The organism is Bacillus sp. 95MFCvi2.1, assembly GCF_000374965.1.
In the GTDB taxonomy this organism is placed as follows: Bacteria; Bacillota; Bacilli; order Bacillales; family Bacillaceae_G; genus Bacillus_A; species Bacillus_A pseudomycoides.
In genome coordinates this window covers 369,837-388,009 of the sequence record NZ_KB895691.1, presented here as the reverse complement: position 1 = coordinate 388,009, position 18,173 = coordinate 369,837, and the positions used below count along the sequence as shown (strand labels likewise).

Below are 18,173 nucleotides of genomic sequence, written 5' to 3'. Positions count from 1 at the left end.
GTATCGCTATTACACTTCCATGATTTCTTTTTCTTTGTTTTTTGCGATTTCGTCAACTTTTGCAATATATTTATCTGTTTCTTTTTGGATATCTTCTGTATATCCTCTTAAGTCGTCTTCTGTAATATCTCCAGCTTTTTCAAGCTTTTTAAGATCATCATTAGCATCACGACGTACGTTACGAACTGCTACTTTTGCTTCTTCAGCATATTTCTTAACAGTTTTTACTAGGTCTCTACGACGTTCTTCTGTTAATGCAGGGAATGCAATACGAATTACTGATCCGTCGTTAGAAGGATTTAGACCTAAATCAGCTTTTAAAATTGCTTTTTCAATATCACCGATAGAAGTTTTATCATACGGCTGAATAACAAGCAAACGTGCTTCAGGAACTGTAATGTTCGCTAATTGCACAACAGGTGTTGGTGCACCATAATAATCAACTTGTACTTTATCTAATGCAGACGCGCTTGCACGACCAGCACGAACTGAAGCTAATTCGCGAGAATAAGCAGCAACTGCTTTTTCCATTTTTTCATTTGTAGCTTTTAATACTTGTTGTCCCATTTTTATTTCCCCCTTACAATTGTTCCAATATTTTCGCCTAAAACGGCACGCTTAATATTACCTTTTTCCATAACCGAGAATACAATTAATGGAATATCATTATCCATACATAAAGAAGAAGCAGTAGAATCCATTACACCTAAACCTTCTTTTAATACATCTAAGTAGGTAAGTGTTTCATATTTCGTAGCTGTTGGGTCAATAGATGGATCTGCATTATATACGCCATCTACATTGTTTTTCGCCATTAAAATAACATCAGCTTCGATTTCTGCTGCACGTAATGCTGCAGTTGTATCTGTAGAGAAGTACGGGTTACCTGTACCCGCTGCAAAGATAACAACACGCTTCTTCTCTAAGTGACGAACTGCTTTGCGGCGAATGTAAGGTTCTGCCACTTGACGCATTTCAATAGAAGTTTGAACGCGTGTTTGAATTCCAATGTTCTCCAAGCTATCTTGAAGAGCTAATGAGTTCATAACTGTCGCTAACATGCCCATGTAGTCCGCCCCTGCACGGTCCATGCCCATTTCACTTCCAATTTTCCCACGCCAAATGTTACCGCCGCCAACAACAACAGCAACCTCTACATCAAGTTCTGCAATTTCTTTCACTTGTTCTGCAACTGACTTAATAACAGCTGGGTTAATTCCAAATCCTTGTTCACCAGCTAAAGCTTCTCCGCTTAGTTTTAAAACGACACGATCATATTTCGGTTTACTCATAATGAACCTCCAATTGCTTACATCTTTATTTTAAAAAAGGGAACACAATGTGTTCCCTAATCTGTATTAGTTGTTACCTTTTACTTGGTTCATTACTTCTTCAGCAAAGTTGTCCTCGCGTTTTTCGATACCTTCACCAACAGCGTAGCGAACGAATCCTTTTAATGTTCCGCCTTTAGACTCAACGAACTGACGAACTTTCATATCAGGGTTTTTAACGAATGCTTGGTCAAGTAAGCAAATCTCTTCAAAGAATTTACCTAGACGGCCTTCAACCATCTTAGCAACGATTTTTTCAGGCTTGCCTTCGTTTAAAGCTTGTTGTGTTAATACTTGACGCTCGTGCTCAACTTCTTCAGCTGTTACAGCATCGCGGTCGATGTATTTAGGGTTAACTGCTGCAATGTGCATTGCTACATCTTTAGCAGCCGCTTCATCTGTAGAACCTTCAAGAACTGTTAATACACCAATGCGTCCACCCATGTGTAGGTAAGCACCGAATGCATCTGCATCAGTTTTTGATACGATTTCGAAACGACGAAGTGTAAGTTTTTCACCAATTTTAGCGATTGCTTCGTTGATGTACTCTTCTACTGTTTTGCCGTTTGCAATTGTTTGAGCCATAGCTTCTTCAATGTTAGCAGGTTTGTTAGCTAATAAATGAGCAGCTAATTCTTTAATTAATGTTTGGAAACCTTCGTTTTTCGCAACGAAATCAGTTTCAGAGTTTAATTCTAAGATTAAACCTTCGTTACCGTTTGTTTCGATGAAAGTTAAACCTTCAGCAGCGATGCGGTCTGCTTTTTTAGCAGCTTTCGCAATACCTTTTTCACGTAAGAAGTCAATTGCTTTCTCCATGTCGCCGTTAGTTTCTGTTAAAGCTTTTTTGCAGTCCATCATACCCGCGCCAGTTTTTTCACGAAGTTCTTTTACCATTTGTGCAGTGATTGCCATATTTTTCATCCTCCTAAAATATGTATTTATACCTTTTGAAAAGGTGTTTATACCTTAAAAAAGGTGATAAAAGGCCGAACCCCTTATCACCTTTCAAATTTGTTACGCAGTAACAGTTTCTTCACCTTGTTTTGCTTCAAGGATCGCGTCTGCCATTTTAGATGTAAGAAGTTTTACAGCACGAATTGCATCATCGTTTGCTGGAATTACGTGATCGATTTCGTCTGGATCACAGTTTGTATCAACGATACCGATGATTGGAATGTGTAATTTGCGTGCTTCAGCAACTGCGATACGCTCTTTACGAGGGTCTACTACGAATAATGCACTTGGAAGACCTTTCATATCTTTAATACCGCCTAAGAATTTTTCAAGACGCTCTAACTCTTTTTTAAGTTGAACAACTTCTTTCTTAGGAAGTACATCGAATGTACCATCTTCTTGCATTCTTTCGATGTCTTTAAGACGCTTGATACGCTTTTGGATTGTTTGGAAGTTTGTTAACGTTCCACCTAACCAACGTTGGTTAACGAAGTACATACCTGCACGAGTTGCTTCTTCTTTAATAGCTTCTTGTGCTTGTTTTTTTGTACCTACGAATAAAATGTCGCCGCCTTCAGCAGCGATGTTACGCATTACGTTGAAAGCTTCTTCAACTTTTTTCACAGTTTTTTGTAAGTCGATGATGTAGATACCGTTACGCTCTGTGAAAATGTAACGTTTCATTTTTGGGTTCCAACGACGAGTTTGATGTCCGAAATGAACACCAGCTTCAAGCAATTGCTTCATAGAAATTACTGACATAATTTAGTTCCTCCTAAATGGTTTTTGATATCCTCCGTTTACTTCATCTTTAAGCGAAACTACAAGCGTAGCACCAACACTTAAATCGGTAAACGTGTGTACTTTGTACTGACACCACTGCTTACTATATCATAATGAAATATTACAATCAAGTCGAAAATGCGAACAATGTAAAACTTTCTTTTTAATTATGATTTTACTCATCTATTTCTCAATTCTAACTTCAGTATTACCACTCTTCCTTTACTTTAAGCAGCCGTACCTAATAAAGCAAAACTACGGCTTTTTCCCCATCAGAACGTAATGAATATTTTAGAAAATAAAAAGCTCTCCTCACATGAGGAGAGCTTCCCTTAACAATTAGTTTGTTTTTAATTTAGCAAGTTCATGTAAAAACTTGTCGTTCAATACTTTAATGTATGTTCCTTTCATACCTAAAGAACGAGATTCAATAACGCCTGCACTTTCTAATTTACGAAGTGCGTTTACGATTACAGAACGAGTAATTCCTACACGATCAGCAATTTTACTTGCAACAAGTAAACCTTCTGTTCCATTTAATTCTTCGAAGATGTGCTCAATTGCTTCTAACTCACTGTATGATAACGAGCTAATTGCCATTTGAACGACCGCTTTACTACGCGCTTCTTCTTCGATTTCTTCCGCTTTTTCGCGTAAGATTTCCATACCTACTACAGTTGAGCTGTATTCAGCAAGAATTAAATCATCATCTAAAAATTCTTGACCAAGACGCGCTAACACTAGTGTACCTAGACGCTCACCGCCACCAACGATCGGTACAATTGTAGTTAAACCTTGACCGAATAATTCTTTGTTTTCTACAGGGAATGCTGTAAATTGACTGTTTACATCTAAGTTTGAAGATGTTTCTGTAACGTTGAATAGGCTTTGTGTATACTCTTCTGGGAATTGACGCTCTGCAAGCATTTGTTTCATGCGCTCATTCTCGATTTGTTGGTGAATTGCATATCCTAATAATTTACCGCGACGACTTACAACGAATACGTTTGCTTCAATTACTTCACACATTGTATCTGACATTTCTCTAAAGTTTACAGGTTTTCCTGCTGCGCTCTGTAATAACGCATTTAATTTTCTCGTTTTTGCTAATAATTCCATTTCAAAAGTTCCTCCTACATGTTACTTACATATTTTTTCATCACTTGGAAACTAGGGCGAGTCACCTGATGACACTATTACAAAATAAACTGGCTCACATCTTTATTTTTAGCAATCGTCGCTAATTTTTCCTCTACATATTGAGGTGTTATCGTTATTTTCTCTAACGTAATCTCAGATGCTTCAAACGATAAATCTTCAAGAAGTTTCTCCATAATGGTATGAAGTCTTCTCGCTCCAATATTATCCGTATCTTGATTAACTTGATAAGCAATCTCAGCAATCTTACGAATAGCTTCGTCAGAAAATTCAATTTCTATACCCTCAGTTGCTAATAATGCTATATATTGCTTCACTAAAGCATTATCAGGTTCTACAAGAATTTTAACAAAATCATCTACCGATAATTTTGTTAATTCCACTCGAATCGGGAATCTTCCTTGCAGTTCTGGAATTAAATCAGACGGTTTGGACATATGGAAGGCACCAGCCGCAATAAATAAAATATAATCTGTTTTCACCGATCCATATTTCGTTGCAACGTTCGATCCTTCTACAATTGGCAAAATGTCACGCTGTACACCTTCACGCGATACATCCACGCTATTCGACTGCTTACCAGCAATTTTGTCAATTTCATCAATAAAAATAATCCCGAGCTGTTCAGCACGATAAACAGCCTCTTGTGTAACTTCATCCATATCAATTAAGCGCTGTGCTTCCTCATTTGTCAAGACTTTTCTTGCTTCTTTTACAGAAAGTTTACGTTTTTTCGTTTTTTTCGGCATAAAACTTCCTAATGCATCTTGGAAATTCATCCCCATTTGCTCCATACCAGTACCTTGCAACATATCAAACATAGAAGACTGTTGTTCCGTCACTTCAATCGATACAATTTCATCTTCAAGTAAACCTGCGGCAAGTTTCTTTTCAACTTCTCTGCGCTTCTTTTCAATTTCTGTGTCATCTTGCGTTTCAGATGTCTGATTCGCATTTTGATTTCCACCAAATAACATCTCTAACGGATTTTTGAATCCGGATTGTTTTTGCGGACTTGGCACCAAAATTTCAACAAGCCGTTGATTTGCTTGCTCCTCAGCCTTATCTTTAACCTTGACGACCATTTCTTCTTTTACGATGCGAACTGAAGTTTCTACAAGGTCACGCACCATAGATTCTACATCTCGACCGACATATCCAACTTCTGTGAATTTCGTCGCTTCAACCTTAATAAAAGGTGCTCCAACGAGCTTCGCCATTCGTCGTGCTACCTCTGTCTTTCCGACCCCTGTCGGTCCAATCATTAAAATGTTCTTCGGAGCAATTTCATCGCGTAAATCTTCCGCTAATTTACTACGACGATATCGATTTCTAAGCGCTACTGCAACCGCTTTTTTCGCATCTTTTTGACCAATAATATATTGATCCAATTTTTCTACAATTTGACGCGGAGTAAAATGTAAATGCATATAAAATGCCTCCCTTACGATTCTACAATTCTTCCACAATAATGTTGTGATTTGTATACACACAAATGTCACCAGCAATTTCTAAACTTGCTTTCGCAATTGCTTTTGCTGTTAAATGTTCACTCGCATGTTGCTTTAAAGCGCGACCAGCTGCAAGCGCATAATGTCCACCTGAACCGATTGCTAAAATGCCATCATCCGGTTCAATTACTTCTCCTGTTCCTGAAACAAGAAGTAACGTTGTTTGATCCATAACGATTAACATCGCTTCCAATTGACGCAGCATTTTATCACCACGCCATTGTTTCGCCATTTCAACTGCAGCACGTTGTAAATTTCCATTATACTCTTCTAATTTCCCCTCAAACATTTCAAAAAGAGTAAACGCATCCGCAACGGAACCTGCAAATCCAGCTAACACCTTCCCTTGAAATAGCTTTCGAACTTTTCGTGCTGTGTGCTTCATCACAACAGCATTGCCAAATGTCACTTGTCCGTCGCCGGCCATAGCACACTCTCCATTATGGTGAATGGCAAATATCGTTGTAGCGTGGAAATTTCCCATAGAAAAAACTCCTTTATATGTTTTTATAGCTTTAAAAGCAATTTATGCCCGCGGGTGATGCTTCATGTAAACAGAACGCAATCTTTCTTTTGAAACATGCGTATAAATTTGTGTCGTTGATAGATTTTCATGACCCAATAACTCCTGCACAGTTCGTAAATCTGCACCTTCATCTAACATATGTGTAGCAAATGTATGCCTTAACATATGCGGACTTATTCGCATTGTAAGAGAAGCTTTCTTAATGAGCTCATTTAAAATATAACGAACACCGCGATCCGTTAACGGCTTACCCTTTGCATTTAAAAACACCATTTGAGAATGTTCCTCTGTTTTTTTAGCTAACTGTTTTCTACCGTTTTCTATATAAGTAATTAAAGCATCTTGGGCATAACTTCCAAACGGAACGTACCTTTGTTTTTTGCCTTTTCCCGTCACTAGAATTGTCCCTACCGAGAAATCAATATCAGTAAGTTGTAAACTTACACATTCACTCACACGGATTCCCGTTGCATACATAAGCTCTAATAAAGCTTGATCCCTTTGACCAAGTGGTGTTTTTACATCAGAAACTTCAAACAATTTCTCCAATTCTTCAACATACAAAAACTTTGGGATTGACAGTTCTTTTTTGGGGAGTGACGCAAGTGCAAACGGATTATCTTCTCGATATCCTTCACGCATCAGAAAACGATATAAACTTCGTAAGCTCGATACTTTTCTTGCGACAGATTTACGGGCTAGCTTTTCATCGTGTAATGTCGTTAAGTACAAACGAACATCTACGTATGTAACGTCTAAAAAAGAGGATATGCCTTCTCGCTCCATAAATTGCACAAAATGTTCTAAATCATTTTGATAACTTGCAATTGTATATTTTGAATAATTTCTTTCAATTTGTAAATATCCAACGAATAATTGTAACAATTTCTTCACATTCACATAACTCACCTCAATAAAGGCTACTAAATCGTATCACAACTCAGTAGCCTTTGCAAGAAATTTAACTAAATATTTACAAAATTTTGAATCGTCTCTAAAGCGCGTGTTGCGTATGCTTCATTTCGCTCTTGTTTCTTTTTAATTTTCTTTTCTAATGGCGCAAATAAACCAAAGTTTGCGTTCATCGGTTGGAAGTTTTTCGCATTAGTTGCAGTAATATAATTCGCCATACTGCCCATTGCTGTTACAGGAGGTAATACAACAGGCTCTTCTCCCTTTACAAGACGAGCTGCATTAATACCTGCTAACAGCCCTGAAGCAGCCGATTCTACATATCCTTCTACACCTGTCATTTGTCCAGCAAAGAATAAATCATCACGATGTTTATATTGGTATGTTGGACGAAGTAATCTTGGTGAATTAATAAACGTATTACGATGCATTACACCATAGCGTACAATTTCTGCATTTTCAAGTCCAGGAATCAATTGTAATACTTCTTTTTGAGGTCCCCACTTTAAATGTGTTTGGAACCCAACAATATTGTATAACGTTCCTGCTGCATCATCTTGACGTAATTGAACAACAGCATATGGCGTTTTACCTGTTTTCGGATCTTCCAGCCCCACTGGTTTCATCGGTCCAAATAACAATGTCTGTCTACCACGGCTTGCCATTACTTCTACAGGCATACAACCTTCAAAGAATACTTCTTTCTCAAATTCTTTTAATGGCACTGTCTCTGCAGCAATTAAAGCATCATAAAAACGATCGAACTCTTCTTCTGTCATTGGGCAGTTTAAATAAGCCGCTTCTCCCTTATCGTAACGAGATTTTAAATATACTTTGTTCATATCAATGCTTTCTTTTTCCACGATTGGTGCAGCTGCATCATAGAAATAAAAATAATCTTCACCCGTTAACTCTTTTAACTGTGCAGAAAGTTCTGGAGATGTGAGTGGACCTGTCGCAATAACAGTTGGTCCTTCTGGAATTTCTGTCATTTCTTCGTTCACCACAGTTACGTTTGGATGATTTTTCACATACTCCGTTACTTTTGCTGCAAATTCATGCCGATCAACCGCTAATGCTCCTCCTGCTGGCACAGAACACTCATCTGCCGCACGGATAATAACAGAGTCCATTTTGCGCATTTCTTCTTTAATGACCCCAACAGCATTTGTTAATGTATTTGCACGAAGTGAGTTACTGCATACTAACTCAGCAAATTTATCTGTGTGATGAGCCGGCGTTTGTCTTACTGGTCTCATTTCATATAATTTTACTTGAACACCACGTTTTGCAATTTGATAAGCTGCTTCACTTCCTGCAAGACCTGCGCCAATGACGTTTACTACTTGTGTTGTCATGTATTTATCACCTTTCCTTTTCTATCCCGAAAAAAATGTGAGCAGTTACGCTCACATTTGTTGTTCTTCTTCATAATCACAAGAAATACATTGTACTTGAACGCCTTTTTTCAGCTTCTTCTCTACGAGCATACCTTCACATTTCGGGCATTTCCGGCCAATCGGTTTATCCCAAGATACAAAGTCACATTCTGGATATGTGCCACATCCATAGAAAAGACGTTTCTTTTTATTACTTCGGCGTTCAATAATTTGTCCTTTATCACATTTCGGACAAGTTACACCGATTTCTTTCACAATCGGTTTTGTATTGCGACAATCAGGGAAATTAGAACAAGCCATAAACTTCCCGTATTTGCCCATTTTAAAGACCATTGGGTGACCGCATAATTCACAATCTTCCCCAGCAGGTTCATCTTTAATTTCGACTTCACGCATCTCCTTTTCCGCTTTTTCTAAGCGGGGTTCAAAGCCTACGTAGAAATCATCAACAATTTTCACCCAATTTGCTTTCCCCTCTTCTACTTCATCAAGGTTTTGCTCCATATTGGCCGTAAATTCAATGTTAATAATTTCTGGGAAAAACTCTAAAATAAGTTCAATTACAATTTCTCCAAGTTCAGTCGGAACAAAGCGTTTATTGTCTAATGCAACATATCCTCGCTTCTGAATCGTTTCAAGTGTTGGTACGTAAGTAGACGGTCTCCCGATTCCAAGCTCTTCAAGCATCCTAACTAAACGGGCCTCTGTATAACGTGGTGGGGGCTGCGTAAAGTGCTGCTTTGGATCCATATCTTTTGAAAATACAGTTTCTCCTATTTCTAAAGGAGGCAACATTTTATCTTTTTCTTCCGCACCATCATCTTTCGATTCTACGTAAACTTTCATAAACCCTGAAAATTTCACTACTGAGCCACTTGCACGGAATTGAACGTTATTATTAATGAGTCTAGCTGTAACAGTATCCATTACAGCAGATGCCATTTGACTTGCAACAAATCGCTCCCAAATCAATTTGTACAAACGATGTTGATCACGACTTAAGAAACTTTTTAGTTCCTCTGGCTTCCTCATTACCGAAGTTGGACGAATTGCTTCATGCGCATCTTGTGCATTCGCTTTTTTCGTTTCCTTCTTCTTCTCTGTCCCTATGTATTCTGAACCAAACGCCTCAGTAATATAAGAGCGAGCTTCCTCTTGAGCAGTTTCCGATATACGCGTTGAGTCTGTTCTCATATACGTAATAAGACCTACGGTTCCCTGTTTACCAATATCTATCCCTTCGTATAGCTGCTGCGCAAGCATCATTGTCTTCTTTGCTCGCATATTTAATTTACGTGCAGCTTCTTGTTGTAAAGAAGACGTTGTAAATGGTAATGCAGGATTACGTTTCCGCTCTTTTTTCGTTACATTTTCAACTGAAAACGCATTGTTTTTCATTGTTTCAATTATGTCTTTTACTTGCGCTTCATTTGTTAATTGAACCTTTTCTCCATTCACACCATAAAAAGATGCTTCAAATGTGTCTTTTCCTTTGACAAATTCTGTTTTAATTGTCCAGAACTCTTCCGGAATAAAACTTTGAATTTCTTTTTCACGATCAATAATTAAGCGAACCGCTACAGATTGTACACGTCCTGCACTTAATCCCTTTTTGACTTTCTTCCATAATAAAGGACTAATATTATAACCAACAAGGCGATCAAGTATCCGTCTTGCTTGCTGTGCATCTACTAAATCCATATTAATTGCACGAGGATGCTTAAATGACTCTTTAATCGCATCTTTTGTAATTTCATTAAATACAACCCGGCAATCTGATTCAACATCCACATTTAGCGTATTCGCTAAATGCCAAGCGATCGCTTCTCCTTCGCGGTCTGGATCGGCCGCGAGATAGACTTTTTTTGCTTTTTTTGCTGCTGATTTTAAATCTTTTAAAACAGGACCTTTACCACGGATGGTAATATACTTCGGGGTGAAATTATTTTTTACTTCTATCCCCATTTGACTTTTAGGCAAATCGCGAACATGTCCCATAGACGCGACGACTTTGTATTTTTTCCCTAAATATTTCTCAATGGTTTTCGCCTTAGAAGGCGACTCCACGATTACGAGGTAATCTGACATGCTAGTGCCTCCTTAAGAGGTGGATTCAAGTCTTCATTAATCTTATTGATTTCTCTTGTTTTTGTCAATCAAGAATGAGTATAACATACAGTGCCACTCTACCATTTGTCAATAATTGTTTAATAAAAACATAAAAATATACGGTTAATTTAAAAATTCCTCGAGAATATCCTCTGCTTTTTGAACAAGTTTCGCCCCTTGCTTTATAAGTTGATTTGTTCCTGCTGCACTTTCTGTAAAAATAGGACCTGGAAGAGCAAACACCTCCCTATTTTGTTCTAAAGCGAGATCTGCAGTAATAAGCGAGCCACTTTTCGATTTCGCTTCCACTACTAGAACCCCTTTACAAAGACCACTGATAATTCGATTTCGCTTTGGGAAATACCATTTTCTAGGCGCGTAATGTGGCGGATATTCTGTTAATAACAGTACAGTATTCTTCCATATTTTATAAAAGTAGCAATTCTCTTTTGGATACATATACTGTAATCCATGCCCTAAGACAGCAATAGTAGGGCTATGTTGTTGCACTGCGATTTGGTGAGCAATAGTATCAATTCCATTTGCAAAACCACTTACAATTAGCCATTCTTTGTCTATTAGCGGTTGTAAAATAGATTGTATGCTTTCTTTCCCGTATAAAGAAGGTTTTCTTGTTCCAACTACTGCAAATTTATTTATTTCTCCTAATAATTCTCTCTTTCCCTTTCCATATAAAATGAAAGGCGGATCTGATATTTCACGTAATAATTCTGGATAATCATCATCCCATATTGTGACATAAAAAATATGCTTTTCTTCTAAATGATGTATACATTGTGCCGGGGTAGATGTTTGTAAGAAGCTAACTAATTCAGCAGATTTTTTCGGAGTCAGCCCAGCATACTTTTCAAATTCCACTGAACTAAATTTATACAGTTTCTTTATCTCTGGATCTATATGCAATAAGCGAGTTAACGCTTTCCAATGATCCGCTAACACATAATGAAGATGGAGCAATCGTTCCCTTTTCATGATCATTCTCCTTACCCATAATTTTTATTATGTAAACAGGAAAAAGTGTAAAAAGACACCCTCTAGCACGAAGGTGTCTTTCAAAAAAGATTAATAGTTTTTACAAGTTTCAAATAATCCTTTTTCTTTTAAAACAGCGATTAAAGTTTCGCCCATAACAGCTGGTGTTTCAGCAACTTTAATACCACAAGCTTCCATTGTTTTGATTTTTTCAGCAGCTGTACCTTTACCGCCAGAAATAATCGCACCAGCATGGCCCATACGTTTTCCTGCAGGCGCTGTTTGACCACCGATAAATCCAACAACAGGTTTTGTCATATTTGCTTTTACCCACTCAGCAGCTTCTTCTTCTGCTGTTCCACCGATTTCACCAATCATAATAACAGCATGTGTTTCTTCGTCCTCATTAAACGCTTTTAACGCATCAATAAAGTCTGTACCATTGACAGGGTCGCCACCGATACCTACAGCAGTAGATTGACCAATGCCTTCTTGTGTTAATTGATGTACAGCTTCGTATGTTAATGTACCAGATCGAGATACAATACCTACATGACCTTTTTTATGAATATATCCTGGCATAATACCAATCTTACATTCATCTGGTGTAATAACACCTGGGCAGTTTGGTCCAAGTAAACGCGTCTGTTTACCTGCCATATACTTCTTAACTTTAACCATATCTAATACAGGGATTCCTTCTGTAATACATACTACTAAGTCAATCTCTGCATCAACCGCTTCCATAATCGCATCAGCCGCAAAAGCGGGTGGAACGTACACAACTGAAGCATTTGCGCCCGTTGCTTTTACAGCATCTTCTACCGTATCAAAGACAGGTACACCTTCAATTTCAGTGCCACCTTTACCAGGTGTTACACCACCGACAATTTTCGTACCATATTCAATCATTTGTTTTGTATGGAATAAACCTTGTGAACCAGTAATACCTTGTACAATAACTTTTGTATCTTTATTAACTAATACGCTCATTTTTCTCCCCCGCTTTCTATTAGCCCACTAGTGAAACAATTTTTTGTGCACCGTCTGCCATAGATTCTGCTGCAACAATATTTAAACCAGATTCATTTAAAATTTTCTTACCTAGCTCAACATTTGTACCTTCAAGACGAACAACAAGTGGTAATTCAAGGCCTACTTGTTTTGTCGCTTCAATAACACCTTCTGCAATAACATCACATTTCATAATGCCACCAAAAATGTTAACGAAAATACCTTTTACATTTTTGTCAGAAAGAATAATTTTGAAAGCTTCTGTAACTTTTTCAGCTGTAGCACCGCCACCAACATCTAAAAAGTTAGCTGGATCGCCATGGTAATGTTTAATGATATCCATTGTTGCCATTGCTAATCCTGCACCATTTACCATACAACCAATATTTCCATCTAAAGGAATATAGTTTAAGTCGTATTTAGAAGCTTCAATTTCTTTCGGATCTTCTTCTTCAAGATCACGAAGTTCTAGAATGTCTTTATGACGATATAATGCATTAGAATCAAAGTTTAATTTTGCATCTAATGCCATAACTTTTCCATCACCTGTTGTAACAAGTGGGTTGATTTCTGCAATAGAGCAATCTTTTTCGATATAAGCACGATATAAGCCCATCATAAACTTCACAGCTTGTCCTACAAGCTCTTTTGGAATATTGATGTTAAATGCAATGCGGCGTGCTTGGAAACCTTGCAGACCTACTGCTGGATCAATATATTCTTTAAAGATTTTTTCTGGTGTTTTTTCTGCTACTTCTTCAATTTCTGTTCCGCCTTCTTCAGACGCCATTAAAACAACTTGAGAAGTCGCACGGTCTAAAACTAAACCAACATAATATTCTTTTTTAATATCGCAACCTTCTTCGATAAGTAAGCGTTTTACTTCCTTACCTTCAGGACCTGTTTGATGCGTAACAAGCGTAGTACCTAAAATACTTTCCGCATATGTACGAACTTCATCTAAATTTTTCGCAACTTTTACTCCGCCAGCTTTGCCGCGTCCACCAGCGTGAATTTGTGCTTTCACTACACATACATCTGTTCCTAATTCTTTCGCTGCTTCTACAGCTTCTTCTACTGTAAATGCAACCTTCCCGTTCGGAACGCTAACCCCATAGCTTCTAAGGACTGCTTTACCTTGGTACTCATGGATATTCATGGTCCCATCCTCCCCTGTTTTCCTGTTTTACTCAAAAAGTTTTTTAATGTTTAAAAAACACTACATTGCCATTGTATAAAATGATTGGCACGCTGTCTACAATAAAGTGTCAGAAAACTGAAATCGCTTTATTCTTTTTTGAAAATAGTAATGTTTATATACCAAAATAAAAAAATAAGCTGTGAGTCACAGCTTATTTTTGAATCATATCCTTAATCGGCGCAAATGTTTTTCTATGCTCTTCTAATACTCCATACATTTCAATCGCTTGTAAATGTTGTTTCGTTCCATAGCCCATATGTTGCTCAAATCCATATGCTGGATATTCTTTCCCAAGTTCTTTCATCATGCGATCTCTCGTTACTTTCGCAATAATAGACGCAGCTGAAATAGAAATACTTTTTGCATCACCTTTAATAATAGATGTTTGCGGAATTGGTGTAGGAAGCTTCATTGCATCAATTAATAAATGCTCTGGTGTACATGCTAAATTCGCAATTGCATCTAACATTGCTCGCTTCGTCGCTTGATAAATATTTATTTCATCAATAACTTGCGGAGATACAATTCCAACCCCAATCGCGATTGCCTGTTCTTTAATTTCATCATAAAAACGCTCACGTTTCGCTTCACTTAGTTTTTTAGAGTCATTTAACCCTGGGATATAGAAATCTTTTGGAAGGACGACAGCAGCCGTAACAACGGGCCCAGCTAGCGGCCCCCTTCCCACTTCATCGATACCAGCAATATATGTGAGCCCTTTTTCACGTAATGCTTTTTCATATTTTGACATCTCTAAAAACTTTTCTTTTTCCTTTTGCGCTAACTCTTTTTGTTTATACCATTTTAAAATGAGCTTTTGAACGCCTTTCCGCTCATCCTTCAATAACACTTGAAATCTTTCATCTTCTTCATTCTTAATTTCTTGCAATACACATTCTGCCTCTTGAATTGTGATTTTTTGCATCAATGTACACTCCCTTTTAAAAATAACCAAAAAGAAAAGACGCACAAACGCACGTCTTATACTTCTTCTACTTCCTCTGCAAATTCTTCCGGTGTTTCAAATGTCATTTTTCCAAGTTTACCACCGCGAAGCTCGCGAAGAATAAGCTCAGATGTTTTATCATAATCAATCATTCCGCCGCCCATTAAGCAACCTCTATTTCTTCCAATCACATCAAAGAATTCTACAATGTCTTCTGGAATTTCACTTATTTTATAACGTTCTTGTATACGTTCTGGATAATGCTTTTCCATAAAACGAAGTGCATATACTGCTACATCCTGTAAATTTAAAATAGAATCTTTAATTGCACCCGTTGTCGCAAGGCGAAGTCCAACTAATTCATCTTCAAATTTAGGCCATAAAATACCTGGTGTATCCAGTAGTTCCATTTCCTTACCAACCTTAATCCATTGTTGGGCTGTTGTAACACCTGGACGATCGCCTGTTTTTGCAATATTTTTCTTTGCTAATTTATTAATCAATGTAGATTTACCGACATTGGGAATACCTACAATTAAAGCGCGAATTGCTCTTGGACGAATGCCTTTTGCAACCATTTTGTCAAATTTTTCTTTTACAAGCACTTTACATGCAGCTGCAATTTCTTTCATACCTTGTCCAGCCTGCGCATTAATTGAAATTGCTTTATGCCCTTTTTCCTCAAAATAGGCGATCCATTGCTTAGTTAAGCGATCATCTGCCATATCCGCTTTATTTAAAACAACAAGCCTCGGCTTATGTGTAATAATTTCATCAATCATCGGGTTTCGAGAAGATAAAGGTAATCGAGCATCTACAAGTTCGATTACAACATCAATTAACTTTAATTTCTCTGTTACTTGGCGCCTAGCTTTTGCCATATGCCCTGGGAACCATTGAATTACCATGTTGCCACCTTCTTTTTTCGTTTATTTCACAATACGTGCGTCTTTTAATGGCCAATATAACATATTCGCTTCTCCAATTACTTGGTCCATCGAAATCGTTCCAATAGTACGACTATCTTTACTAAAACGACGATTGTCACCTAGTACAAATAATTGACCTTTTGGAACTGTTTTCTTACCTGTAATTTCTTCAAGCTTGAAATCATATGTAAGTGGTCCATCAGCAAGTTGTTTTTTCTGCTTGTCTAAATACGGTTCCTCATAAGGTTTTCCGTTAATATAGAGTTTATCATTTCGATACTCAATTTCATCGCCTGGCAAGCCGATAACACGTTTAATATAATCTTTTTCTTCTGTTGCTTGGAATACGATTATGTCAAAACGTTTCGGTTCACCAATGTGATAGCCGATCTTATTGACAATCATTCGATCACGATCATGTAGCGTCGGTGACATTGATACACCATCCACAAGGATTGGAGCAAAGAAAAATTGTCTAATAACACCCGCTAACACAATAGCAATCAAAATTGCTTTTATCCATTCCCAAAGTGAACTCTTCTCTTTTTTCATGTATTTCCCCTCCACGGTTATGTAAGCTGTTCGTATTATATCAAAATTTCATATAGATTGGAAAAAGGGAGCTTGTGCATTTACAAGCTCCCATACATGTCTTATCGAATTTCTTTGATACGCGCTTTTTTACCGCGAAGGTTACGTAAGTAGTATAACTTAGCACGACGTACTTTACCACGGCGAAGTACTTCGATTTTCGCGATTCTTGGCGTGTGAACTGGGAATGTACGCTCAACACCTACACCGTAAGAAATCTTACGCACTGTGAATGTTTCACTGATTCCGCCACCACGACGTTTAATTACAACACCTTCAAAAAGCTGAATTCTCTCACGAGTACCCTCAACTACTTTTACGTGTACACGTAAAGTGTCACCAGGACGGAATGAAGGTAGGTCAGTTTTTAATTGGCCTTTTGTAATTTCTGCGATTAATTGTTGCATATTCAATTCTCTCCTTTAAACGGATGCTCTTATAAAGTCTTAATAAATTACAGCGGAACATCGTTAATACGGCTACTGTTTTCAGTAACACAAATGTTATAATATCATATTGCTAGGCCTGTTGCAATAGAAAATATATGAAGTTTTTATTGCTCTTTTTTAATTTGTTCAAGCCATTTTTCTTCTTGCTTCGATAATCGACGTTCTTCAAGTAAATCCGGTCGACGTGTATACGTACGGCGCAGGGATTCTTTATGACGCCATTCATCAATATTTTTATGATTCCCTGACGTAAGTACATCCGGTACCTTCATGCCACGGAAATCAGCTGGACGTGTATAGTGCGGATGCTCTAACAAACCAGTACTAAAAGAATCTTCCACCTGAGAAGCATGATTTCCAAGTACTCCTGGCAAAAGACGTACAACACTATCGGTAACAACCATAGAGGCTAATTCTCCGCCCGTTAATACGTAATCACCAATAGAAATCTCATCTGTTACAAGATGTTCACGAATTCGTTCATCATATCCTTCATAATGACCACATACAAAAATAACATGCTCTTCTCCAGCAAGCTCTTCTGCCTTTTTCTGCGTGAAACGCTCTCCTTGTGGACACATTAAGACCACCCTTGGTTTACGGTCAGTTTCCTTCGTTAACTCTTCCACCGCATCAAAGATAGGCTGTGGGGTTAATACCATCCCCGCGCCCCCACCGTACGGATAATCATCTACACTGTTATGCTTACTTGTTGTATAATCACGAAAATTTACAACCCTAAGCTCCACTGCCTCTTTTTCTTGCGCTTTTTTTAAAATCGAAGATCCAAAAACACCGGTGAACATCTCTGGAAATAATGTTAAAATATCGATTTTCATTATAGCAATCCTTCCATTACATGAATGGTTACTAATTTATTTTCAATGTTAACTTGAAGTACAACATCATCAATGTAAGGGATTAAAAGATCTTGACCTTTCGGGCGTTTGATCACCCAAACATCATTCGCACCAGGAGATAGAATCTCTTTTATCGTACCTAAATCCTCTCCCTCTTCTGTTACAACTTTACAGCCAATAATTTCATGGTAATAGTACTCACCTTCAGCAAGTTCACCTAACTGCTCTTCTGGTACTTTGATTGAAGAACCTTTTAGCTTCTCTACTTCATCTACATTGTTATACCCTTCAAATGTCAATAAATCAAATGTTTTGTGTTGGCGATGAGAAGCGACCTTTACCGAAAGTGGTTCCGTCCCTTTATCATGCCATATGTATAATGTATTCCCTACTTTATATCGTTCTTCAGGAAAATCGGTACGAGAAATAACTCGAATTTCCCCTCTAACACCATGAGTATTTACAATTTTACCTACGTTAAACCATTTTGTCATAAACAGCAT

General features: G+C 37.7%; 19 protein-coding genes. All 19 read right to left on the bottom strand.

All coding sequences use genetic code 11. The annotated features are described in order from the left end of the window. Window positions 1-9: 9 nt before the first annotated feature. The 19 genes from frr to rimM all read right to left on the bottom strand — a co-directional run bounded on the left by frr (window position 10) and on the right by rimM (window position 18,164). Window positions 10-567 carry a ribosome recycling factor gene (gene frr, locus C568_RS0105160; protein WP_018780930.1) on the bottom strand — a complete coding sequence of 186 codons (558 nt, stop codon included), beginning with the start codon at window positions 565-567 and terminating at the stop codon, window positions 10-12. A gap of 2 nt (window positions 568-569) precedes the next feature. Then, window positions 570-1,292, bottom strand: a complete 723-nt coding sequence (pyrH, locus tag C568_RS0105155; protein ID WP_003199491.1) for a UMP kinase — start codon at window positions 1,290-1,292, stop codon at window positions 570-572. Between the two features lie 66 nt (window positions 1,293-1,358). Continuing rightward, window positions 1,359-2,246, bottom strand: a complete 888-nt coding sequence (gene tsf, locus C568_RS0105150) for a translation elongation factor Ts (RefSeq protein WP_018764711.1) — start codon at window positions 2,244-2,246, stop codon at window positions 1,359-1,361. A gap of 102 nt (window positions 2,247-2,348) precedes the next feature. Beyond that, window positions 2,349-3,050, bottom strand: coding sequence for a 30S ribosomal protein S2 (gene rpsB, locus C568_RS0105145; RefSeq protein ID WP_018764712.1), 702 nt, complete (start codon window positions 3,048-3,050; stop codon window positions 2,349-2,351). A gap of 360 nt (window positions 3,051-3,410) precedes the next feature. Continuing rightward, complete coding sequence (gene codY, locus C568_RS0105140) at window positions 3,411-4,190, bottom strand: GTP-sensing pleiotropic transcriptional regulator CodY (protein WP_000421292.1); 780 nt, start codon at window positions 4,188-4,190, stop codon at window positions 3,411-3,413. 77 nt (window positions 4,191-4,267) lie between these two features. Further along, entirely contained in the window at window positions 4,268-5,659 is a 1,392-nt protein-coding gene (gene hslU, locus C568_RS0105135) for an ATP-dependent protease ATPase subunit HslU (RefSeq protein ID WP_003199484.1), read from the bottom strand. 22 nt (window positions 5,660-5,681) lie between these two features. Then, a complete protein-coding gene (gene hslV / locus C568_RS0105130; protein WP_003199482.1) occupies window positions 5,682-6,224 on the bottom strand; it encodes an ATP-dependent protease proteolytic subunit HslV in 543 nt (180 codons plus the stop codon). A 42-nt stretch (window positions 6,225-6,266) separates the two neighbouring features. Beyond that, a complete protein-coding gene (gene xerC / locus C568_RS0105125; RefSeq protein ID WP_016133222.1) occupies window positions 6,267-7,166 on the bottom strand; it encodes a tyrosine recombinase XerC in 900 nt (299 codons plus the stop codon). Window positions 7,167-7,231: 65 nt separating this feature from the next. Beyond that, complete coding sequence (gene trmFO / locus C568_RS0105120) at window positions 7,232-8,536, bottom strand: FADH(2)-oxidizing methylenetetrahydrofolate--tRNA-(uracil(54)-C(5))-methyltransferase TrmFO (protein WP_006095738.1); 1,305 nt, start codon at window positions 8,534-8,536, stop codon at window positions 7,232-7,234. Window positions 8,537-8,587: 51 nt separating this feature from the next. Beyond that, window positions 8,588-10,666 carry a type I DNA topoisomerase gene (topA, locus tag C568_RS0105115; RefSeq protein ID WP_018780929.1) on the bottom strand — a complete coding sequence of 693 codons (2,079 nt, stop codon included), beginning with the start codon at window positions 10,664-10,666 and terminating at the stop codon, window positions 8,588-8,590. 144 nt (window positions 10,667-10,810) lie between these two features. Then, on the bottom strand, window positions 10,811-11,680 hold the full coding sequence (gene dprA / locus C568_RS0105110) for a DNA-processing protein DprA (protein ID WP_018780928.1): 870 nt from the start codon (window positions 11,678-11,680) through the stop codon (window positions 10,811-10,813). 90 nt (window positions 11,681-11,770) lie between these two features. Continuing rightward, window positions 11,771-12,673, bottom strand: coding sequence for a succinate--CoA ligase subunit alpha (gene sucD, locus C568_RS0105105; protein ID WP_003199472.1), 903 nt, complete (start codon window positions 12,671-12,673; stop codon window positions 11,771-11,773). A gap of 19 nt (window positions 12,674-12,692) precedes the next feature. Continuing rightward, window positions 12,693-13,853, bottom strand: a complete 1,161-nt coding sequence (gene sucC / locus C568_RS0105100) for an ADP-forming succinate--CoA ligase subunit beta (protein WP_003199470.1) — start codon at window positions 13,851-13,853, stop codon at window positions 12,693-12,695. Window positions 13,854-14,046: 193 nt separating this feature from the next. Further along, window positions 14,047-14,820, bottom strand: a complete 774-nt coding sequence (locus tag C568_RS0105095; RefSeq protein ID WP_018780927.1) for a ribonuclease HII — start codon at window positions 14,818-14,820, stop codon at window positions 14,047-14,049. A gap of 56 nt (window positions 14,821-14,876) precedes the next feature. After that, a complete protein-coding gene (gene ylqF, locus C568_RS0105090; RefSeq protein ID WP_003199468.1) occupies window positions 14,877-15,749 on the bottom strand; it encodes a ribosome biogenesis GTPase YlqF in 873 nt (290 codons plus the stop codon). Window positions 15,750-15,770: 21 nt separating this feature from the next. Continuing rightward, a complete protein-coding gene (gene lepB, locus C568_RS0105085) occupies window positions 15,771-16,322 on the bottom strand; it encodes a signal peptidase I (RefSeq protein ID WP_016115968.1) in 552 nt (183 codons plus the stop codon). 101 nt (window positions 16,323-16,423) lie between these two features. Beyond that, window positions 16,424-16,768: a 50S ribosomal protein L19 gene (gene rplS / locus C568_RS0105080; protein WP_001186516.1), complete on the bottom strand. Its 345-nt coding sequence runs from the start codon at window positions 16,766-16,768 to the stop codon at window positions 16,424-16,426. A 146-nt stretch (window positions 16,769-16,914) separates the two neighbouring features. After that, the gene (trmD, locus tag C568_RS0105075; RefSeq protein ID WP_018780926.1) at window positions 16,915-17,649 is read right to left on the bottom strand and encodes a tRNA (guanosine(37)-N1)-methyltransferase TrmD; all 735 of its coding nucleotides are present in this window, start codon (window positions 17,647-17,649) and stop codon (window positions 16,915-16,917) included. Next, window positions 17,649-18,164 carry a ribosome maturation factor RimM gene (rimM, locus tag C568_RS0105070; protein ID WP_018764717.1) on the bottom strand — a complete coding sequence of 172 codons (516 nt, stop codon included), beginning with the start codon at window positions 18,162-18,164 and terminating at the stop codon, window positions 17,649-17,651. The genes trmD and rimM overlap by 1 nt, the downstream gene beginning before the upstream one ends. Window positions 18,165-18,173 lie beyond the last annotated feature (9 nt).